The organism is Neorhizobium sp. P1_A6 (genome assembly GCF_056406795.1).
This window is the reverse complement of the sequence record NZ_JBFTZM010000017.1, coordinates 54,631-74,302: the sequence shown is the minus strand read 5'-3', so window position 1 is coordinate 74,302 and position 19,672 is coordinate 54,631. Positions and strand designations below refer to the sequence as shown.

16 protein-coding genes are annotated in these 19,672 nt (G+C 61.5%); 10 read left to right on the top strand and 6 right to left on the bottom strand.

Translation table 11 applies throughout. The features are described 5' to 3' along the window. Positions 1 to 58: 58 nt before the first annotated feature. On the bottom strand, positions 59 to 1,672 hold the full coding sequence (locus AC1D3C_RS25565; RefSeq protein WP_477484851.1) for an AMP-binding protein: 1,614 nt from the start codon (positions 1,670 to 1,672) through the stop codon (positions 59 to 61). Positions 1,673 to 1,682: 10 nt separating this feature from the next. After that, positions 1,683 to 2,111 carry a hypothetical protein gene (locus tag AC1D3C_RS25560; protein ID WP_038546944.1) on the bottom strand — a complete coding sequence of 143 codons (429 nt, stop codon included), beginning with the start codon at positions 2,109 to 2,111 and terminating at the stop codon, positions 1,683 to 1,685. A gap of 403 nt (positions 2,112 to 2,514) precedes the next feature. On the opposite strand from AC1D3C_RS25560, the gene AC1D3C_RS25555 reads away from it, so the two are divergent. From AC1D3C_RS25555 to AC1D3C_RS25535, 5 genes are all read left to right on the top strand, one after another. Further along, complete coding sequence (locus AC1D3C_RS25555) at positions 2,515 to 4,050, top strand: ABC transporter substrate-binding protein (RefSeq protein ID WP_038546946.1); 1,536 nt, start codon at positions 2,515 to 2,517, stop codon at positions 4,048 to 4,050. A 76-nt stretch (positions 4,051 to 4,126) separates the two neighbouring features. Then, positions 4,127 to 5,143 carry an ABC transporter permease gene (locus AC1D3C_RS25550; protein WP_477484850.1) on the top strand — a complete coding sequence of 339 codons (1,017 nt, stop codon included), beginning with the start codon at positions 4,127 to 4,129 and terminating at the stop codon, positions 5,141 to 5,143. A gap of 1 nt (position 5,144) precedes the next feature. Further along, positions 5,145 to 6,002 carry an ABC transporter permease gene (locus AC1D3C_RS25545; protein WP_477484849.1) on the top strand — a complete coding sequence of 286 codons (858 nt, stop codon included), beginning with the start codon at positions 5,145 to 5,147 and terminating at the stop codon, positions 6,000 to 6,002. Between the two features lies 1 nt (position 6,003). Next, positions 6,004 to 7,860, top strand: coding sequence for a dipeptide ABC transporter ATP-binding protein (locus AC1D3C_RS25540; RefSeq protein WP_477484848.1), 1,857 nt, complete (start codon positions 6,004 to 6,006; stop codon positions 7,858 to 7,860). Next, positions 7,857 to 9,035: an alpha-hydroxy acid oxidase gene (locus tag AC1D3C_RS25535; protein ID WP_477484847.1), complete on the top strand. Its 1,179-nt coding sequence runs from the start codon at positions 7,857 to 7,859 to the stop codon at positions 9,033 to 9,035. The genes AC1D3C_RS25540 and AC1D3C_RS25535 overlap by 4 nt, the downstream gene beginning before the upstream one ends. Positions 9,036 to 9,041: 6 nt before the next feature. Here AC1D3C_RS25535 and AC1D3C_RS25530 read toward each other — a convergent pair whose 3' ends face one another. Next, positions 9,042 to 9,755 (bottom strand): hypothetical protein, encoded by a 714-nt coding sequence (locus AC1D3C_RS25530; RefSeq protein ID WP_477484846.1) that lies wholly within the window; start codon positions 9,753 to 9,755, stop codon positions 9,042 to 9,044. Positions 9,756 to 10,126: 371 nt separating this feature from the next. On the opposite strand from AC1D3C_RS25530, the gene AC1D3C_RS25525 reads away from it, so the two are divergent. Together AC1D3C_RS25525 and AC1D3C_RS25520 are read left to right on the top strand one after the other, a co-directional pair. Then, positions 10,127 to 10,930, top strand: a complete 804-nt coding sequence (locus AC1D3C_RS25525; protein ID WP_038546958.1) for an ABC transporter substrate-binding protein — start codon at positions 10,127 to 10,129, stop codon at positions 10,928 to 10,930. Positions 10,931 to 11,007: 77 nt separating this feature from the next. Then, complete coding sequence (locus AC1D3C_RS25520; protein WP_046665284.1) at positions 11,008 to 11,682, top strand: amino acid ABC transporter permease; 675 nt, start codon at positions 11,008 to 11,010, stop codon at positions 11,680 to 11,682. Between the two features lie 18 nt (positions 11,683 to 11,700). Here AC1D3C_RS25520 and AC1D3C_RS25515 read toward each other — a convergent pair whose 3' ends face one another. After that, positions 11,701 to 12,216 (bottom strand): MarR family winged helix-turn-helix transcriptional regulator, encoded by a 516-nt coding sequence (locus AC1D3C_RS25515; protein ID WP_477484845.1) that lies wholly within the window; start codon positions 12,214 to 12,216, stop codon positions 11,701 to 11,703. Between the two features lie 451 nt (positions 12,217 to 12,667). Between AC1D3C_RS25515 and AC1D3C_RS25510 the strand changes: the two genes are divergently transcribed. The 3 genes from AC1D3C_RS25510 (at position 12,668) to AC1D3C_RS25500 (ending at position 15,643) form a co-directional block, all read left to right on the top strand. Beyond that, positions 12,668 to 13,450: a cyclase family protein gene (locus AC1D3C_RS25510; RefSeq protein ID WP_477484844.1), complete on the top strand. Its 783-nt coding sequence runs from the start codon at positions 12,668 to 12,670 to the stop codon at positions 13,448 to 13,450. Between the two features lie 64 nt (positions 13,451 to 13,514). Continuing rightward, entirely contained in the window at positions 13,515 to 15,104 is a 1,590-nt protein-coding gene (locus AC1D3C_RS25505) for a phytoene desaturase family protein (protein ID WP_477484843.1), read from the top strand. Between the two features lie 29 nt (positions 15,105 to 15,133). Next, positions 15,134 to 15,643 carry a MarR family winged helix-turn-helix transcriptional regulator gene (locus tag AC1D3C_RS25500; RefSeq protein ID WP_038549831.1) on the top strand — a complete coding sequence of 170 codons (510 nt, stop codon included), beginning with the start codon at positions 15,134 to 15,136 and terminating at the stop codon, positions 15,641 to 15,643. A 5-nt stretch (positions 15,644 to 15,648) separates the two neighbouring features. On the opposite strand, the gene AC1D3C_RS25495 is transcribed toward AC1D3C_RS25500, so the two are convergent. Then, on the bottom strand, positions 15,649 to 17,019 hold the full coding sequence (locus tag AC1D3C_RS25495; RefSeq protein WP_247136799.1) for an AcvB/VirJ family lysyl-phosphatidylglycerol hydrolase: 1,371 nt from the start codon (positions 17,017 to 17,019) through the stop codon (positions 15,649 to 15,651). Then, positions 17,016 to 19,598 (bottom strand): bifunctional lysylphosphatidylglycerol flippase/synthetase MprF, encoded by a 2,583-nt coding sequence (mprF, locus tag AC1D3C_RS25490; RefSeq protein WP_477484842.1) that lies wholly within the window; start codon positions 19,596 to 19,598, stop codon positions 17,016 to 17,018. Before mprF ends, AC1D3C_RS25495 begins: the two co-directional genes overlap by 4 nt. Positions 19,599 to 19,672: the final 74 nt, after the last annotated feature.

Genomic DNA, 19,672 nt, shown 5'->3' with positions numbered 1-19,672 from the left:
TCGTGATTTAAGCTGTTATTTATGCTATATCGGAACTGACGAGGAACCGTAAGGGAGTTCATCCGGCTTTGCGGATCGACGCCTTCAGCTTCCTGAGGTCGATCGCCGAACCATCCTCGACCGCCTTTGCCGCCATCGTCTTGATCTCGCCACGCTGCAGCTTCTGGGTCGAGCTCACCGGCAGCCTTTCGACGAAGACCACGTAGCCGGGAAGTTTGTGATAGGCGATATGGGCGCCGGCGGCCTCGATGATCCGCTTCGCCTTCTCGGCCGGCTCGCCCGTGCCGGTGGCCTCGCCTTCGACGATGAAGGCAAAAACCTCTTCGCCGCGCAGATCATCCGGCACCGGCGTCACCGCCGAGGCCTTGACCGCCGGATCCTTGGCAAGGGCCGCTTCCACTTCCAGCACCGCGATGTTCTCGCCGCTGCGCCGCACGATGCTCTTCTTGCGGTCGAAGAAGTAAAGAAGTCCCTTTTCGTCGGCATAAACGACGTCGCCGGTATGGAACCAGCCGCCTTCCCAAGCCTCTTCGGTCGCCTTTTCGTCGTTGAGATAGCCGCTGAAGAAGCCGTCGCGCGGGTTCGCGCCTTTGGCACGCACCAGCAGTTCCCCGGGCTTGCCGATTTCCGCATCATTTCCCGCATCGTCGACGATGCGGAAATCCATGCCGGCACGCGGCCGGCCGATGCAGCGCAGGCCCGGCGTATAGTCGTCCGCCGCGGTGGTGGTTACCGCCCGGCCGCCGGTTTCGGTCATCGCCCAGGCTTCGACGATCGGGATGCCGTAGCGCTTCTCGAACTCGATCTTGTGACGGGCATCGACGCCCGGTCCCAGCGCGAATTTCACCTTGTGCGCCCGCTCTGCTTCCACGGCCGGAAGTTGCAGCAGGATCGCCGGGATGACGCCGAGGCAATGGATGATCGTCGCGCCAGAATCGGCGATGGACGCCCACCAGCTGCTCGAATGGAACCGGTCGAGCGGCACGATCGCACCGCCCTTCATGATCATGCCGACGGCCGTGCAGCCCAGCGCGTTCATGTGGAACATCGGCAGCGGCGTCAGCGCCACTTCGGCTCCCTCGACCATTTCGGCGATGCCGCCCTGCGTCGTGTACCATTCGGCGATGCCGATGAAATAGATGTTCGAAAGGATGCAGCCCTTGGGCTTGCCGGTGCTGCCGGAGGTGAACAGCAGCGCGCATTCGGCATCCGCGCCGCCGGGCCGTGCCTCGCGTGTTTCCGGCGAAGGCGGAATGTCGTCACCAGCAGCGATCACCGTCACTTTGCCGGGCGATACATCCCGCAGATCATCCAGCCGCTCGCGGATGACGACCATCAACGGAGCCTCGGCCATGTCGAGCTGGAAGAGCAGCTCGTCGCGGCGCAGGTCGGGATTGATCGGCACGATCGAGACGCCGATCGCGTTCAGCGCCAGCCAGTAGTCGAAGAATTCCGGACGGTTTTCGAGGAGGAGGGCGACGCGAGCCCCGATCCCATATCCTGCCGCCGCGAACTTCTGCTTCAGAAGACCGGCGCGGGTAAAAACCTCGCCATAGCTATGGCGAAAGCCCTCGGGCGCATAAGGCAGTTTGGCGCTGACCGGCGCGATCAGCATCGGCGCATCCGGGTTTTTCAGCGCCTGGTTCTCGAATAGGAGGTAGGGAGAATGCATGGCTCTGTCCTTATGCCCGTTCCAGGATGCCCTTGATCAGGAACATCTCGGCCTCGTGGATCGTGCCGAACTGGATCCATTCCGCATCCGTCTGCGTCTCCAGCCGCCAGGTCAGCAACGTCACCACGCACTTGTCCGGCCCCATGCGCAGCAGTTCGCCCGGGATGACGCGAGACATGTTGCGGAACTGCATGGCGTCCTTGGCCGCACCGACCTCGTAATCCACCTGGAAGCGGGAGCGATCGACATTGAGCCGCACGAACGTCTGTTTTCCAGAAAAGGTCGAGGTGCCGCAGAAGAGGCCTGGCTCCACCTCCGTGCGATTGAGGCTGCCCCATGCCCACTGGCCCTGTTTCAGCCCGTCCGACATCAGTTCGAAGGCGACCGCCGCGGGGCGTTCCACCATGATGCTGCTGGAATGACAATGCGGATCGATCATGAGCGTCCCTCTTTCAGTCGCGTTGAGGCGTCATTCGTCTAAAAGACATTTTAAGCATAAAATAATTGGAAAGGACGTCAACGACTTTTTACGAGGCCGGATTTGAGTTTGCTCCCTTGGTGACCATCCTCGCTGGGGTCTCAACCTGAAGGCCGCCAAAAGCCCGGCATTTCCGGCCCTCCACACGCAGAAGTCGACGGAGTTCTCAATTTCCGACGATAAGAAATTTTAGGCTTGAAGTAATTTATACCTCGTTCTACGATCCCCTCAATTGTTAAGGGGACGACCGCAAAAAGCGGCATCGAAAATCAACAGAAGCCCCTGGCAGGATTGCAGGCTTGCGTTTCACTAACCGCCGCAGGTCCGTCGGTCGCGATCGACGGGCAGAACCAGAGGGATCGTCATGACTTTTGAAATCGACCGCAGAAATCTCCTGCAGATGCTCGGCCTTGCCGCGGTCAGCGGCTCCGTGCTTTCGCAGGCCACAATCGCCTTCGCTGCAGATACCGATAACGTCACCATCGGCTGGCCGTCCGACGTGCCGTCCTGGGACCCGAACCTTCGCTTCGTCCCGGATGCACAGCCGCTCTTCAAGATGGTTTTCGACCAGCCGCTCGACCAGTCACCGGACCTGAAGCTCATCGGCAATCTCATCACCAAATGGGAACTGAAGCCGGACGGTCTTTCGATGCCCTTCGAGATCCGCAGCGGCGTGAAGTTCCACAACGGCGATCCGATGACGATGGAGGACTTCAAATACACCTTCGTCGATCGCATCAAATCCGGCCTCAAGCTCGATATCGCCAATTCCTGGCGCACCCTCACCGACATCGAGATCCTGTCGCCGACATCGGGCGTGATGAAGTTCTCCGCCCCGACCCCGACCGCGCCGCAGTGGCTGGCTTTTCTCGGCAGCTATCTCGTACCGAAGAAGTATATCGAATCCGTCGGCCCGGAAGAATTTGCAAAGAAGCCGGTCGGCACCGGCCCCTACAAGCTGGTCGACTACCAGATGAATTCGCGCATCGTGCTGGAGCGCAACGACGACTATTTCGGCACCAAGCCGAAGATCAAGCGCGTCACGATTGACATCATCAAGGATCCGTCGGCCCGTACCGCAGCCATCCAGTCCGGCCAGGTGGACCTCACCGTCAACATTCCGGTCCGTGAAGCCGAGCGCCTCGGCAAGACCGAGGGCCTGACCGCCGAGATCAACCCCTTCACCCGTCTGATCCTCCTCCAGATGCGCAACGACAAGGGGTTTACGGACATGGCCGTCCGCCTTGCAGCCCATCACGCGATCGACAAGGCAGCGCTCTCCAAGGCCTTTTACGGCGGCGCGGCCGTGCCGCTCTCCGTCCCGGCCACGCCCGGGACGCCGGGCTACCTGCCCGACTACAAGTTCGCCTACGATCCGGAACTGTCGAAAAAGCTTCTGGCCGATGCGGGTTACACGGCGGACAAGCCGGCAACCTTTACGCTTGCAGCCACCAACGGCCAGTTCCCGAGCGATTTCGATATTGCCCGGGCGCTGGTACAGATGTGGCAGAAGGTCGGCCTGAAGGTCGAACTGCAGCAGATCGAATATTCCAAATATTTCGAACTGAACCGCGGCGGACAGCTGCCGGAAGCGACCCTCTACAGCTTCGACAACGCCACCGGCGACCCGGAGATCTTCTCCGGTTATCTGATGAACCCGAAAATGCCGTTCGGCGCCTGGAAGGGTCCGGAGATCGGCGACAAGATCCTCAAGCTCTTTGTCGAGCCGGTCTACGAGAAGCGCATTGCCGGCTATAAGGCCGTCGCGCAGGAAGCTGTCGAGACCGGGGCCAATATCCCGATCCTGCAGAGCGTCCAGACGCTGGTGCGCAAGAAGAGCCTGAACTACGTCAAATATGGCAATGCCTGGGTTCTGGGCAGCACCATGTCCTGGTCCTGATACCGACTGACCTCGCCATCCTGGGGTCCGGGTACGCCCGGACCCATTCCTTCACATCGTCATACGGGGCATGCGCATGTTTGCGACCATTGCCAAGCTCTTGGTAAAGCGTGTCCTCACCGCGATACCGATCCTGCTGCTTGTTTCTGCGCTTCTCTTCTGCATCCTGCGCATCCTGCCGGTTGATCCCGCCGCCATGTCCCTGCCACCCAATGCGACGGTTCAGGAAGTGGAGGCCATGCGCACCGAAATGGGACTCAATCTGCCGCTCTATCAGCAGTATGGCATCTGGCTGAACAAGCTCTTCCACGGCGATATCGGCCGCTCCATCCATTTCCGCCAGAATGTGACAAGCCTGATCGGCTCGACACTGCCCGCCACCGTCGAACTGGCTCTCATTGCCATGGTGGTCGCCACCGTCTTCGGCCTCGCGGGCGGCCTTTTTCTGTTTTACGTGCGCGGCACCCGCGCCGAAGCGGTGATGGATTTCATTTCGATCCTGTTGCTCTCGCTTCCGGAATTCCTCTGGAGCCTGTTCCTGCTCCTCATATTCGGCGTCTTTTTCGAGGTCCTGCCCTTCACCGGCCGCCTCAGCCCCGGCTTCGAGCGCCCGGTCGTCACCGGCTTCCTGCTGCTCGATAGCCTGATCACCGGAAAGCTCTCGACCTTCTTCAACGCGCTGGAACACATGATCCTGCCTTGCCTGGCGCTCGGCATCGCGCTGTCGCCATCCCTGATGCGCGTGCTGCGCTCCAGCCTGCTCGATGCCTATCAGGACGACTATATCCAGCAGGCCCGGCTTCGCGGGCTTTCCGAAAAGCGCATCCTGATCCGCCACGGCCTGAAGAACGCCATCCTCCCGACGCTGAGCCTGATGGGTGTGCAGTTCGGCTTCCTGTTCGGCGGGACGCTGCTGGTCGAGATCATCTATTCCTATCCGGGCATGGGCAACCTGATGGTCGATGCAATCCGCAACGCCGACCTGCCGATCATCCAGGGTGCGGGGCTCACCTATTGCGTCGCAGTTCTGGTGATCAGCATCGTGGTCGACAGCCTCTATCTGATCCTCAACCCGAAACTGAGGGTGCGTTGATATGCGACCGCTTCCGCTCTGGCTGAGATCCGGCCGCGTCCAGACAGGCCTCGTCATCATTTTCATTCTGGCCGTCTGCGCGATCTTTGCGCCTTATCTGGCGCCGAACGATCCGAATGAGCAGAACCTCCTCTCGATCCTCACGCCACCCGTGTGGGTCGATGGCGGTGATGCGATGTTTCCGCTCGGCACCGACAGCCTCGGCCGCTGCGTCCTCTCCCGCCTGATTTTTGGCGCCCGCGTGGCGCTCACCGTGGCGTTTACAGCCTCGATCGGCGCGATGATCATCGGCGCCTTCTTCGCCCATGTTGCCGGTTATTTCGGTGGCTGGGTCGATTGGGTGATCGGCCGCATCGTCGAGATCTGGCTCTCCTTCCCGCCGGTCATCCTGTCGCTCATCCTTATGGTTGGCCTCGGAACAGGGCTGCGCAACGTCGTGCTCGCCATCGTCCTGGTCGACTGGACGCGCTTCTGTCGCGTGCTTCGAAGCGAGGTGATCGTGCTTCGCCGGCGCGACTACGTTTCGGCCGCCCAGCTCGTCGGTTTCTCGCACTGGCGCACCATCACCCGCGAAATTCTGCCCGGCACGCTGCCGCTGCTGATTACCCTGATGAGCCTCGAAATGGGCGTCGCCATCATCGTCGAGGCGATCCTTTCCTTCGTCGGCATGAGCGTCGGCTCGGAAACGGCAGCCTGGGGCCAGATGATCGCGGATGCGCGCCAGAACATCTACGAGGCGCCGTTCAACATGATCGCCCCGATCTTCGCGATCTTCTTCGCGGTCTTCGGTTTCAATATCCTCGGAGATGGCCTGCGCCGCACCCTCGATACGCGCCTGACCCAGACGGAGCGCACCTGACATGGCCATTCTCTCAGCCAAGAATCTCTGCGTCGAATCCATCGGAGCCAAGGAAAGTTTCCCGGTCCTGACCGACCTCAACTTCTCGCTAGAGCCCGGCAAGATCCTCGGCCTGGTCGGCGAATCCGGTGCCGGCAAGTCAATGATCGGCCGCACCATCTCGCAATACCTGCCGAACGGCTTTGCGGTTACCAAAGGTACGCTCGCCTTCGATGGCGAAGATCTGGTGAGCATGCTGCCGGAACGCCGCCGGAGCCTGCTCGGCCGCGACATCGCCTTCATCCCGCAGGAGCCGCTCTCCGGCCTCAACCCGGTGCTGACGGTCGGCCAGCAGATCAAGGAACACCTTCTGCGGATCGGCCTTGCCCCCGGTGAAAACTGGCGCGAGCGGGCGTTGAAGGAGTTTGAGTCCGTACATCTGCCGCATGGCGCGGCGCTGCTCGAAAAATACCCGCATCAGCTTTCCGGAGGCATGTGCCAGCGCATCCTGATCGCCATGGCCTTTGCCAGCCGCCCGCGGCTGCTGATCGCCGATGAACCGACCACCGCGCTGGATGTCACCATCCAGGCCCGGATCGTCAAGCTGATCGCCGAAATGCAGAAGCGCGACGGTACGGCGGTGATCTTCATCACTCACGACCTGCGCCTCGCCTCGCAGATCAGCGACGAGATCATGGTGCTCTATGCCGGCCGCCCGGCCGAACGCGGTCCCGCCAAGCAGCTGTTCTCGGCGCCGGCTCACCCCTATACCCGTTGCCTGCAGCTCGCCAATCCGACCATCACCGGCCCGCGCCGCGGCCTCTTCATCCTGCCCGAGCGGATGCCGGGCCTGCGGGTGCTGAAGGAGCTGAAGGGCTGCCGTTTCGCCTCGCGCTGTCCGAACGCGATCGAGGCCTGCACCCGGGCCGAACCGCCGCTGGCCGATATCGGCCCGAATCATATCGCCGCCTGCATCCGCACCGAAAAAACACCGGATATCGTCCCGCCGCCGCTGGCGCCCGGCCGCGAGATCGCTTCAACCAAGATTCATCTCAACGGCGAGAAGCTCACCAAGGCCTATACGACCGCCTGGAGCCCGTTCGCCAAGCGAAGCGCCTTCAAGGCGGTCAACAGCGTCGATTTTTCGCTCGGCGAGGGTGAGTTCGTCGGCATCGTCGGCGAAAGCGGCAGCGGCAAGAGCTCGCTCGCCCGCCTCGTCGTCGGCCTCGATACGCCGACCGGCGGCAAGATCACGCTGGCCGGCCGCGACATCACCGCCAATGGCAATGCCGACCGGGCCTATCGCCGCGAATACATCCAGATGGTCTTCCAGGACCCGCAATCGGCACTCAACCCGCGCCGGCGGATCGGCAGCATCGTCACCCAGGCGAACGAGGCGAGCGGATTGCACAACAGCACCCGCGAGCGCATGGACCGTGCCGCCGAATTGTTGAAGGAAATCGGCCTGCCGCCGGATGCGGCGATGCGTTTTCCCTCGCAACTTTCGGGCGGCCAGAAGCAGCGCGTCAATATCGCCCGCGCGCTTTGCACCCTGCCGCGCATCCTTGTCGCCGACGAGATCGTTTCCGGCCTCGACGTCTCGGTTCAGGCCCAGCTTCTCGACCTCCTGCTGAAACTGCGTGACGAACACGGCTTCTCGATGCTGTTCATCAGCCACGACCTGTCCGTCGTTCGATATCTCTGCGATCGGGTGATGGTCATGTATCGCGGCGAGGTGGTGGAAAGCGGCCGAACGGAAACCGTGTTTGCCGATCCGCAGCACGCCTATACGCGCAGCCTGCTCGCCGCCGTGCCGCCGGACGACGTCAATGCGGAATGGTCGCCGGTGCTTGCGGAAGCCGGCTATCAGGTCGAATGATGCCAATCGCAGGACGCAGATATTACAGCGGCCGGGATGTCGACCGCGCCGTCACCATCGCCGATCTGCAGGCCATGGCGCGACGCCGCCTGCCGGCCTTCGTTATGGAATATCTCGAGGGCGGCGCCGAAGACGAATGGACGCTTCGCCGCAACCGCGAAGTCTTCTCGGAAATCGAATTTCGGCCCTCGACGCTGACCGGCATCGGTATACCCGATCTTTCGACGACGATCTTCGGCCGCAAGATGCGGCTTCCCTTCATCATCGCACCGACCGGCTTCAATGGCCTGTTCCAATATCAGGGAGATCGGCTGCTTGCCGAAGCCGCCGCCAAGGCTGGCGTCACCTTCACCCAGAGCACTGTCTCCAACATGCGGATCGAGGAGCTTTCCGGCATCCCCAATCTCTCCCACTGGATGCAGCTCTATGTCTTCCGCTCGCAGGCCTTCATGGACGAACTGGTCGGGCGCGCCGAAAAAGCCGGCTGCCAGGCGCTGATGGTGACGACCGATGCTGCGACCTTCGGCAACCGCGAATGGGACCGCCGCAACTACCGCTCCGGCATGGACCCGACCTTCCGCCACAAGCTGGATATCCTCTGTCATCCGCGCTGGGCGTTGTCGGTCATGGCACGCGGCATTCCGCCCTTCGGCAATCTGCTCGATTTTCTGCCGGCCGACCAGCAGACCTTCGCTCGCACGGCCATCTGGTCGCGCGAGCAGGTGGAGCCGGACCTTCATTGGACCCATATCCGCCGCCTGCGGAAAATCTGGAAAAAGCCGCTGATCGTCAAAGGCGTCATGACGCTGCGCGATGCCGAACTGGCCGCCGACGCGGGAGCCGATGGCATCGTCATCAGCAATCACGGCGGTCGCCAGCTTGACGGTGCGCCATCGCCGATCGCCATTCTGCCGAAGATCGCCAACAAGCTGAAGGGTAGGATCACCATCCTCGCCGACAGCGGTTTCCGCCGCGGCACGGACATCGTCAAGGCTTTGGCGCTCGGCGCCGATGCGGTGATGACAGGACGTGCAACACTTTATGGTCTCGCAGCCGGCGGCGAGGCTGGCGCGGCCCGCGCCATCACCATCCTCGAAGAGGAAATCCGCCGCACCATGGCGCTTCTCGGCTGTCGTTCGGTCGCGGATCTCGACCGCGACCATATAAAGTTCTGAGCGGCCTCACCGTCCGTCAGGGACGATGATCTGCGTCTCCATCGGGAAGTGCGAATTGCCGCCTTCGAAGGGCGGGAAGGTCTTGAAGTCCTCGCGCATTGCAATACGGGCCGGCGACTGCAGCGCTGCCTGAAGTGCGACAGGGCTGTCGAACATCACCCGGTTGCGCTGCATGTGGTTGACCCGCTCCCAGGGCAGAAACCCGCACCAGTCGACCCGTGAAAGGACCTCGATCTTGCGGATCCCCGGAAAGGTGCGCATCACCTGCGGGTGATGGCTGACATAGTGGTGCATCCAGACGTTCAGGTCCTCGGCCGGGCCGGTATAATGGACCACGTAGGAACAGGGATTGCCGTTCTTTTCTACATCAAGCCTGGCATCGTCGACCGGAAAGTGTCGCGCATACATGGCCTGCTGAGTGCCCTTGGCGCCGCGAATGCTCGACAGCACGCCCGAAGCCACAAGCTGATGCAGGTGGCCGGTCGGCGCCATCGCGTCTTCCAGGTCGGTCAACTCGTTGAAATAGAGCTGCATGCCGAAGATCGGAGACTGCTCGTCCTTGTTGTACATGTCCTTGGTGACCTCAGGCGTGTAGAGGTTGGCCGTGGTCAGCCCGGGTGTCAGCTTGATGATCTCGGAGACGGTCTCGACATCCGCCTTGCTCACGGCGAGCTGGCTTCCGTCGACATTCTCGAAAAAGGCGAAATAGGCAAAACGCATGGCTCGGCTTCCTGCTTCTCTTTAAGGGACCGCAACAATTGCCAGCGGCCTCTGTTCCCCGGTCGTGGCTCACTATCGAACCGTCGGAAAGAAAAAACAAGTTTAAACCTAAACTATTTTGAGCCATGATTCAGCCACCCGGACAACCGGTCTGGACATGATTTAAGCTTCAATCTTTCCCCTTGAAACTTGCCGGATTTTCCATCACGATCCGCTTCCAGGCGCGTTGAAAGAGGATATGAGACGCCGCCGGATAGCTCTTGGGAAAGGGCTCGCTCAGGTCACTTCATCTACCAACGATCAAGAAGAATTCGCATCCGATCCGGCAGGGAAAAACAGCCGCCGGTCACCAAAACAGAGGGAACGCAATCATGACCACGACCCTTTTCCGCCGCGCCTTTTTTGGCCTTGCGGGTGCCGCGGCGCTGTCCGTCGCGAGCGCCGGCTTTGCCTCCGCGGCATCGCTTGCCGTCGGCTCCTATCCAAGCAATCCGCCCTTCGAATACAAGACGGCTGCGGGTACGTTCGAGGGTTTCGAAGTCGATATCGTCAACGAAGTCGCCAAGCGTCTCGGCATGACGGTCGAAATTTCCGACCTCGGCTTCCAGGCTCTCTTTGCGGCCACCTCTTCGAAGCGTATCGATGTGGCGATCTCCTCGATCACCATCACCAAGGAACGCCTCGGCAGCCAGTCCTTCACCCAGGCCTATTATGACGCCGACATGGGCATTGCCACCCGCAAGGAAGCGACCGTTTCCAAGGTCGAAGACCTGAAGGGCAAGGTCGTCGGCGTGCTTGCCGGTTCGACCGGCGACAAGTGGGCCAAGGACAACAAGGAAAAATACGGCATCACCGACATCAAGAGCTACAATGCCCAGCAGGACCTGCTGATGGATCTCTCCGCCGGTCGTGCCGATGTGGCCGTTAGCGACGTCCCGGGCATGGAATACGCCTTCCTCAAGATGAAGGACCTCGCCGTCAAGGTGCGCATCAAGACCGGCGAACAGTACGGCCTGATGATGACCAAGGATCACCCGCTGCTGGCCAAGGCGAACGACGCGATCACCGCCATGAAGAAGGACGGCACTCTGGCCGCGATCCACAAGAAGTGGTTCGGCTCCGATCCGGCGGCCGGTTCCGCTTCCGCCGTCGAACAGCCACTGCCGAAGCCCTGAGCCGGCTACCGATAATACACCCTAGTCATGCCGGCCGGCGACGGCCGGCTTTTTCGTGAGCGTAAAGGCACCAGGAAATGACCCTCCTCGATACATTCTTCAACCTCGGGGTTCTCGGCGACGCATTTCCAGCGCTGCTGCGTGGATTGATCAACACCTTCCTGCTCGGCGTCGCGGGCATTGGCATCGGCATTCCGATCGGGTTGGTGATCGCGCTTCTGCGCCTCTACGGGCCAAAGCCGGTGCGTTATCTGACGGTGTTTTATATCGACATCTTTCGCGCGGCGCCGATGCTCGTGGTGCTGATCCTCATCTACTACGCGCTGCCGTTCGTCGGCATCCGCCTGTCCTCCTGGACGTCCGCCGGCCTCGCCTTCTCGATCGTCATGGCGGCCTATTCGGCTGAAATTTTCCGCTCCGGCATCGAGGGCATTCCGCGCGGCCAATTCGAGGCGGCGGCGGCTCTCGGCCTGCCTTTCTTCGTCACGCTGCGCAAGGTCGTGCTGCCGCAGGCGATCCGCATCGTCATTCCGCCGATGACCAATAACTGCGTCTCGATGTTCAAGGACACGTCGCTCGCCTCAACCGTCGCGCTGCCGGAGCTTCTCAAGGAGGCGACGGACGCTCAGGCGCTCTATGCCAACCCGACGCCGCTGATCGGGGCTGCGCTGATCTACATCGCCTTCCTCTGGCCGATGGTGCGGCTGGTCAATCTGCTCGAACAGAGGTTCAACAAGGAAAAGAAGCGCTGACGCCGGAGACGGCGAGGCCTATTCGAAGGCGGCGCCGGAGAGGTGGTTGTTGGCGGAAGCCTTGACCGTGCCGATCTCCGACCAGAGCGCCGCAACCGCATCCGGGTCGATATCCGCCATCATGTCCTGCAGCCAGCCTTCGTGCGCCGCGGCCATCGCCGCAAACAGTGTCACACCCGCCTCGGTCAGTTTTGCCACGGTCACGCGCCGGTCGCCCTGCGGCGTAACCCGCTGAACGTAACCATCGGCTTCGAGCCTCTCGACGAGCCCGGTGACATTGCCGTTGGTGACCATGGTGCGCTTGGAAAGTTCGCCGAGACGAAGCCCGTCCTTCTCCCGATAAAGCTGCGCCATCAGGTCGAACTGCGGCAGCGTCGCGCCGAACTCGGCGCGCAGGCGGCGGCGGATTTCCTGGCTGATCAGCTTGGTCGTCGACAGCATCCGCAGCCACAGGCGCAGCTCGGGCTTCGACCACCCATGGGCGCCCTGGACGATGATCTCCAGATCGACGCCGACCGCTTCTGCTTCTACCATTTCGAATGTTGCCTCTGTAACCGATCCACCGTCTAGAAGCAGATATTTGAAATGTCAAAGGTTCGTGCTGCGACCATTATTGGGAACGGCGCTCGCCAGCCCACGTGACTGGCCCGATCATCACCCCATCATTAGCCGTCATCCGCGTCCATTATTTATTCATATGCATACATTTGCTGAAAACAGCATCAAGAACAGGCAATCTGTCGATAAGCGGATAGCTACTCATGCTTGCCCTTCACTGAGTCCGCAACAGCCTATTTCTCACGGAAGTGATCGATGTTCTTCGATAGGGATCGACCACATAAATTTGCGCGATGCAGCCTCTCCCAGTTGCTTGCATCCTCATATTTTCTGCAATAGGCTCCCTCATCGTTCAGCGGCATCCGGAGAGGAAAACCGGCTGCTGCCCGGCTTACGAAACCGGTCAATTCAAGGGGAACCCGGCACCATGTCTTCCAGCACGCTCACCAATCTCGCTTCCGCTCTTCTCTCCGGCTCGGTCAAGGTCGTCGACCTGACGGCGCCGCTCGGGCCGGATACCCCCGTTCTTTACCTGCCGCCTCAGTTCGGCAAGAACACGCCGAAAGTCGCCGTCCACACGATCTCCGAATACAACGAGGACGGTCCGTTCTGGGCCTGGAACTGGCTGGAACTCGGTGAGCACACCGGCACCCATTTCGATGCGCCCTGTCATTGGGTTACAGGCAAGGACAAACCGAACAACACGACCGACACCATCCCGCCGCAGAATTTCGTGGCGCCGGTCAATGTCATCGACCGTTCCAGGGAATCCGCCGAAAACCCGGATTATCTGCTGACCGTCGACAGCATCAAGGAATGGGAAGCCGAGCATGGCGCGATCGAGGCCGGCAGCTGGGTGCTGATGCGCTCCGACTGGTACAAGCGCAACGGCTCGACCGAAACCTTCCTGAACGCAGACGAGAACGGCCCGCATTCTCCCGGTCCGACCGCCGAAGCGATCCAATACCTGATTTCGAAGGACATTATCGGCTGGGGCCAGGAAACCATCGGCACCGATGCCGGTTCGGCCGGCGGCATGAACCCGCCCTTCCCGGCCCATAACCTCATGCATGGCGCCGGCAAATATGGCCTCGCATCGCTATCGAACCTCGATCAGCTGCCACCGAAGGGCGCCGTGCTGATTGCCGCTCCGCTAAAGCTCGTCAAGGGCACAGGTTCACCGGTCCGCGCCCTTGCGCTGATCTCCTGATCCGATCGAAGGGCCGGACCGGAAGGTTCCGGCCCTTTCCGTATCCAGCAGGAAGACGGGCGGCATGGCGGATTTCGACTACATCATCGTCGGCAGCGGCATCAACGCGCTCGTCGCCGCCGCCATGCTCGGCAAGAAGGGCAAAAAGGTCCTCGTTCTGGAGCGCAGCGACCGCATCGGTGGCTGCCTGCACACCGATGAAATCACCGAGCCCGGCTTTGTCCACGACGTGATGGCCACCACCATGGTGCTGTTCCTGACCTCGCCCGCCTACGGCGCGCTCGGCAAGGATCTTGAAGCCCGCGGCCTCGAATTCGCCCATGCCGACCTGCCGACCGGCGTGCTGTGCCCGGACGGCTCCTCCGTCATCTTCTCAAAAGATCGCCAACGCAATATCGCAACCTTCGAGGCCCTCGCAGCCGGCGACGGCAAGACGTTCGACAAGGAAATGAATGCGCTTGGCACCGATGCGGCCTTCCTGTTCTCCCTGCTCGGCGGCGCACTCTGGTCCGGAACGACGCTGAAAACGGTCGCCAGACAGGGATGGGGCAAGGGCCTGCGCCAACTCGCTGCCTGGTTCGGCGATGCACTGACACCGGCGCGCGGTTATCTCGAAACCACCTACAAGTCGGAAGGCGCTCACGCACTCTGGGCGCCCTGGGTCCTGCATTGCGGCCTGGCGCCGGAAAGCGCCTATTCGGCCGAAATGGTCAAGGTCATCGGTTTTGCTATCGAACTCGCCGGCTGCCCGATCGTCAAGGGCGGCGCGGCTAACCTCGTCACCGCCTTCGAACGGCTGATCACGGATCAGGGCGGCGCGATCCGCACTGGCGCGGATGTCGAACGTATCCTTCCCGGTCCGGATAACAAGGCTGCCGGCGTGCGGCTTGCAGGCGACGAGACGATCCACGCCGCATCCGGCGTCGTCTGCTCCACGACGCCGAACCAGATCTATGACCGGCTGCTGAAGGACTGGCCGCAGCCCACCCCCGCAGACGTAAAGGAAAGCGTCGCACGCTACCGTTATGGCAAGGGCAACATGCAGATCCATTACGCCCTCTCCGCGCCGCCGCGCTGGAAGGGCGACCCGGAGCTCGCCAAAGTGGCGCTGCTTCACCTGACATCCGGTCTCGACGGCGTCTCGCGTGCCACCAACGAATGCGAACGCGGACTGCTGCCGGCCGAGCCGACTGTCTGCGTCGGCCAGCCCGTCAGCTTCGATCCGTCGCGCGCGCCGGACGGCAAGTCGATACTCTGGCTGCAGCTTCCCGAAGCGCCGCGCTTCATCAAGGGCGATGCGGCCGGTGAGATCGCCACACCTGCCGACGGCCGTTGGACCGATGAGCTGCGCGAACTTTATGCCGATCGCATCGAGGCTCTGCTTTCCCGCCACATCGAGAATTTTGCCGAGATGAAACTCGCCCGCCGGGCCTATTCTCCGACCGATCTGGAGGCGATGAACGTGAACCTCGTCGGCGGCGATCCCTATGGCGGCTTCTGCGGGCTCGACCAGTTTTTCCTCTGGCGGCCCTTCAAGTCGTCTGTTAACCACCGCACCCACGTGCCGGGCCTTTATCATATCGGCGCCTCGACCCATCCGGGGCCGGGGCTTGCTGGCGGCTCGGGCTTTCTGCTCGCATCGTCGTTGCGTTGAAACGACGTGGTCTAGGAGACATGGATTTCATGGCGGAACGGTTTTCAGGTGTGGTGCTGCGCTGGCATCAGGAGGGTGATCAGGAAAATCGGCCGACCATGGGCGAGATCGGCCTCAACCATTTCGCACCCTACCTGATGAACCGCATCATCTCCCGCTGGAATTCCAACATGGCGGAGGAGTTGCGCGAATACGACCTGTCGACGGCCAAGATGCGCACGCTCGCGGTCCTCAGCGTCTCCGCGTCACTCACCATCAACGAGCTTTCCGTCTTCGCCGTCATCGAGCAATCGACCATGAGCCGCACGCTCGATTCCCTCGAAGACCAGGGTTACATTCGCCGCACACCGCGCGCCGAGGACATGCGCATCCGTGATGTGACGATCACCGAGGAAGGCCGTGCCGCCTTTGGGCGCTTCTGGCCGACCATGTATGATTCATTGCTGCGGATGTTCGACGGCATCGACGAGGAAGAATACCGCGCCTTCACGGGCACGCTGCACAAGATCCTCCTCAACATCCGCAAGCACGAGATCTGACCGGTCTATTTCGAAAGCCGGGTCTGCAGGCTGTCGCGGATGCGTTTGCCGAGCGCCTGGTAGTTCTCGTCGAAATGATGTCCGCCCTCGATCGGCACCACCTCGACGCCTTTGGTCTTCAACGTCGGGCAGGGATCGTCGTCCTCATCGGTGCCGTAGACGCATTGGATGAGCTTCGGATCGATCCTGACGATGTCGGTCATCGGATCGCCTCCCTTTCCGTCGCTTGCGACGCCGAGCCACCCGGTCACGGAAATTTCGTAATCCACCTTGTTCGACAGGCCGAGCAGCGTGATCTGCTTCACTCGCACCCGGTCTGCCGCCGGCAGGAGGTTGTAGGCGGCTGGCAGCACATCGGCGCCAAACGAATAGCCGACCAGCAAGACGTTCTGAACGTCCCATTGCCGGCGATAATATTCGATGATCTTCGCCAGATCGTCCGCAGTCGCCTGCGGCGTGCGTTCGGACCAGAAATATCGCAGCGAATCCAGCCCTATCGTCGGGATTCCCTGCGATTGCAGATAACCTCCCACTTCGCTGTCGAGGTCGCGCCACCCGCCATCGCCGGAGAAGATCACCGCCATCGTGTTCATCGCCGGCTTGGCTTGAAGCACGTTCAGCGGCAGGTCGAGCGGCTGGCTTGTACGGCCGGTAGCCGCGATGCGTGCGGCAAGCGCCTGCGAGAGCGCCACATCGGAGGTCTCGCCCGAATTGCTGAGCTCGACCTCGGGATGATCCTGTTTCAGGCGAAGGCCATGTGCCTTGCCGGCTGCATCGGCTGTAGCGGTGGAAATGATCGTCACCGCGGCCGGCAGAGCACCGTCGTCAAAACCATAAACGATGCGATCGCCGATTTTCTGCTTGGAGGCCGGCGTGCAGAGTTCCTTCGCAAGCGGGATGCCTGCCAGCGGATCGACCGCAATGGCCTCGTCGATCGTCGCATTCGGGCTCTGGGAAATCATCGCAAGCGCCAAGGCGCCGCCCTCGCCGATGCCGGCGACGATCGGGTGACGATATTGCGGATTGCCGATCCGCCGCTGCACCTGCTGTGAGACGTCCTCAATATCGGAAACCATGTAGATGCATTCGCCGTCGTCGGCGCCGAGCGACTTGATATAGGAGGGGAAATCGATGCCGACCACGGCCGCACCGGCGGCAAGCAGCTTCTGCGCCTCGGTATCCTCCCGAGCCCCCCAACCCTGCCCGCCGGAAATCAGGAAAACGATGCCTTCGAGCTCGCTGCCATTGTTCGGCACGAGGATACGCGGCTGCGGGATCAGGCCTGTATGATAGTCCTGCTGATCCTGGGCGGCGACCGGCAAGGCGCCACACAGCAGAGCGGCAAGCGCGACAAAAAAAGAACGCAGAAACATCATTTACCAACCACTCCTCTCAAGCCGCCGCCGATCAGGAGCGTTGCGTCCATCATCACGATGGCGGGGCTTACGCCCCCTGCCACAGCGAGGTAACGCGGCTCCCAGGCGGGATGGAACTTCGACTTGAAGGCTTTCAACCCTTTGAAATTGTAGAACCGTTCGCCATGCTCGAAAACAACGCTGCCGATCCGGTCCCAGGCGAGCGCAGCCTCGCGTGTGGACATGCCTGACAGCGGAGCCATGCCGAGATTGAAATGTCTATAACCGGCATCGCGAAGATATTCCATGATCTTCACGAACAGGAAATCCATCGAGCCTTTCGGCGCATCCGGCATAAAGCGCATCAAGTCGACGGTACCTTCTTGCTTCGTATCGGTGAGCGACAGCGTCGCGAAAGCGACGATGCGGCTGTCCTTCCTGAGGGTCGCGACCGGCTGGGCGCTTACATAATCATCCCGGAAAGCGCCGAGCGAAAAAGTCTTCTCACGGGTATTGTGATCTTCCAGCCAAGCATCCGACACGCACCGGAGTTCTTCGACATGCGCCATCACGTCCGGCTGCTCGATGACGGAAAACTCCAGCCCTTCGCGTGCACCCTTGTTGACGGCTTGGCGAAGCCCGGCCAGCCGACTGCCCTTGAGGTCGAAGCGGGACAGGTCGACGATCGCCAATTCACCGAGCTTGAAGGCCCTCAGCCCAGCATCGGCGCAATGAGAAAGAAGGCCGGGCGAAATCTGATAGAGCACGGCGCGACCACCCTGGGCGCGAGCTTCCTCGACGAAACGCCAAACGAGATCCGCCATCTCCTCCTGCGGTCCGACCGGATCGAAAAGCGCAATCCAGGAGCGCCCCTGGATGCCGTACATGAGGAAGGCATTGCCGCTCTCGGAGAACATCAGCCGCTTGTCGCCCATCCGCACAAGGTTGGCGTCCGCATTGTCGTGAGCCATGACGAGCCGGATTGCCCGCTCCAGATCGTCCGCTGTGGACAGAGCCGAACGTCTGGCCGCCGGCCGCAAAAGACTGAACAGGGAGATTGTGGCCGCGAAAATCGCAAGGCCAAGGACTGCGCGCAAGCCGCGCGGCGCTTCCTCGGAAAATTCGAACTGCCACCAGAGTTCGCGGCTGTAGTCCACTTCGCGATAGACGAAAAGCAGTACCGTGATCGCTGCGGCGACGACGATGAGCATGGCGGCGATCCAGCTCGGCGACAGCACCTGCCCGAACAGCGATGCCCGGCGCTTGAACTGCCGGGCGCTGAGGAACAGGCCGATCAGCAGGATAACCAGGAACGATGCCTCGAAAAGTGCGAGCGCCCGCATGAAGGCCAAAACCAGTGCCAAGGCGGTGCAGACCATGGCGGCCCACCACGCACCGTCCAGCCGCTGGCCAATGCCGCGCGCCGTGATGAACAGCAGCAGGCCTAGAATGCTGGAAAGGAAATGCGCGCCTTCGAACACCGGCAGCGGCAGGTAGTTCCCGAGGAAATTGATATCGAAATCCGGTGTCGGCGTCACGCTCGAGAAGATCAGCATTGCGCCGGCGATCATCGAGAACGTCGCCAGAAGCGGCGGCGCGAGACGGAATTCGAGCTTGCGAAGCGTCGAGGCAACGGGATGATGGGCTAGCTGGCGAACTTCGATGCCAATCACCATCAGCGTGGCGATGAGCAGCGGCAGGACGTGATAGATAACGCGGTAGAGAACGAGACTGCCGAGCACTTCGTCAAGGCTGACCCGATTGCCGAGTGCCGCTACGATCACCGTCTCGAAGACGCCGAGACCGGCTGGCACATGGCTGAGGACACCCAGACCCACGGCGGTCGCATAGATTGCAAGGAAGGATGGCCAGCCAATTTCCGTCTGCGGCAGGAGCACGTAGAGAACCGAGGCCGAGGCGGCGATGTCGAGCGCGGTGATCAGGAACTGCTGTGAGGACGTGCGGCTATCCGGCAGACGGATGCTCAAGCTTCCGACCGAGACCGTTCGTCCGTCCCGCCCGAGGATCAGAACCGCAGTGAGTACGATGATGATCACGATTGCGCCGGCGCGCACCCAATCACCGTCGATATCGAGGAGGGCGCCGATCCTCGGCGCGGTGACCAGCGATGCGAGCGCCGTGACCGCCAGAAGCCCGATGCCGAAGGCAAGTGTCACGAATGCGATGACGCGACCGATATCGTCCGGCGAAAGCCCCAGGCGCGAATAGGCGCGGAACCGGATGGCCCCGCCGCTGAGCGCTCCAAAACCAGCCGTGTTGCCGACCGCGTAAGCACTGAAGGCCGTTATCGCGACAGGCACGAACGGCAAGGAACGGCCGATATAGGTAATCGCGTTCACGTCGTATCCGACCAGTGCCGCGAAGCTCAGGGCCGTGAAGAAAACCGCAAGGCCGATCGAGGATAAACGCGTGTTGGCGAGCGCCTCGATAACATCGTCATAGCTGACCTCGGTCGTGAGGTTGTAGATTGCAAAAGTCGTGAACGCGAAAACCGCCAGCGCCGCAACGGCGATGAGGTAAGGACGGTACGTCTCAAGAATGTCTCGAAAGCGACTTGGCTGACGATCCGTGGATTCCATGTGGGCTGCCGGTACTTGCAAAAACTGGGTGTCTAGACTTCGGTCAGATACGCAGCAAAAGCAACGGGATCGCG

Excerpts from the sequence above, each read along its gene's own strand:
- AC1D3C_RS25565 (WP_477484851.1), bottom strand. The coding sequence starts at position 1,672 with ATGCATTCTCCCTACCTCCTATTCGAGAACCAGGCGCTGAAAAACCCG.
- AC1D3C_RS25560 (WP_038546944.1), bottom strand. The coding sequence starts at position 2,111 with ATGATCGATCCGCATTGTCATTCCAGCAGCATCATGGTGGAACGCCCC.
- AC1D3C_RS25555 (WP_038546946.1), top strand. The coding sequence starts at position 2,515 with ATGACTTTTGAAATCGACCGCAGAAATCTCCTGCAGATGCTCGGCCTT.
- AC1D3C_RS25550 (WP_477484850.1), top strand. The coding sequence starts at position 4,127 with ATGTTTGCGACCATTGCCAAGCTCTTGGTAAAGCGTGTCCTCACCGCG.
- AC1D3C_RS25545 (WP_477484849.1), top strand. The coding sequence starts at position 5,145 with ATGCGACCGCTTCCGCTCTGGCTGAGATCCGGCCGCGTCCAGACAGGC.
- AC1D3C_RS25540 (WP_477484848.1), top strand. The coding sequence starts at position 6,004 with ATGGCCATTCTCTCAGCCAAGAATCTCTGCGTCGAATCCATCGGAGCC.
- AC1D3C_RS25535 (WP_477484847.1), top strand. The coding sequence starts at position 7,857 with ATGATGCCAATCGCAGGACGCAGATATTACAGCGGCCGGGATGTCGAC.
- AC1D3C_RS25530 (WP_477484846.1), bottom strand. The coding sequence starts at position 9,755 with ATGCGTTTTGCCTATTTCGCCTTTTTCGAGAATGTCGACGGAAGCCAG.
- AC1D3C_RS25525 (WP_038546958.1), top strand. The coding sequence starts at position 10,127 with ATGACCACGACCCTTTTCCGCCGCGCCTTTTTTGGCCTTGCGGGTGCC.
- AC1D3C_RS25520 (WP_046665284.1), top strand. The coding sequence starts at position 11,008 with ATGACCCTCCTCGATACATTCTTCAACCTCGGGGTTCTCGGCGACGCA.
- AC1D3C_RS25515 (WP_477484845.1), bottom strand. The coding sequence starts at position 12,216 with ATGGTAGAAGCAGAAGCGGTCGGCGTCGATCTGGAGATCATCGTCCAG.
- AC1D3C_RS25510 (WP_477484844.1), top strand. The coding sequence starts at position 12,668 with ATGTCTTCCAGCACGCTCACCAATCTCGCTTCCGCTCTTCTCTCCGGC.
- AC1D3C_RS25505 (WP_477484843.1), top strand. The coding sequence starts at position 13,515 with ATGGCGGATTTCGACTACATCATCGTCGGCAGCGGCATCAACGCGCTC.
- AC1D3C_RS25500 (WP_038549831.1), top strand. The coding sequence starts at position 15,134 with ATGGCGGAACGGTTTTCAGGTGTGGTGCTGCGCTGGCATCAGGAGGGT.
- AC1D3C_RS25495 (WP_247136799.1), bottom strand. The coding sequence starts at position 17,019 with ATGATGTTTCTGCGTTCTTTTTTTGTCGCGCTTGCCGCTCTGCTGTGT.
- mprF (WP_477484842.1), bottom strand. The coding sequence starts at position 19,598 with ATGGAATCCACGGATCGTCAGCCAAGTCGCTTTCGAGACATTCTTGAG.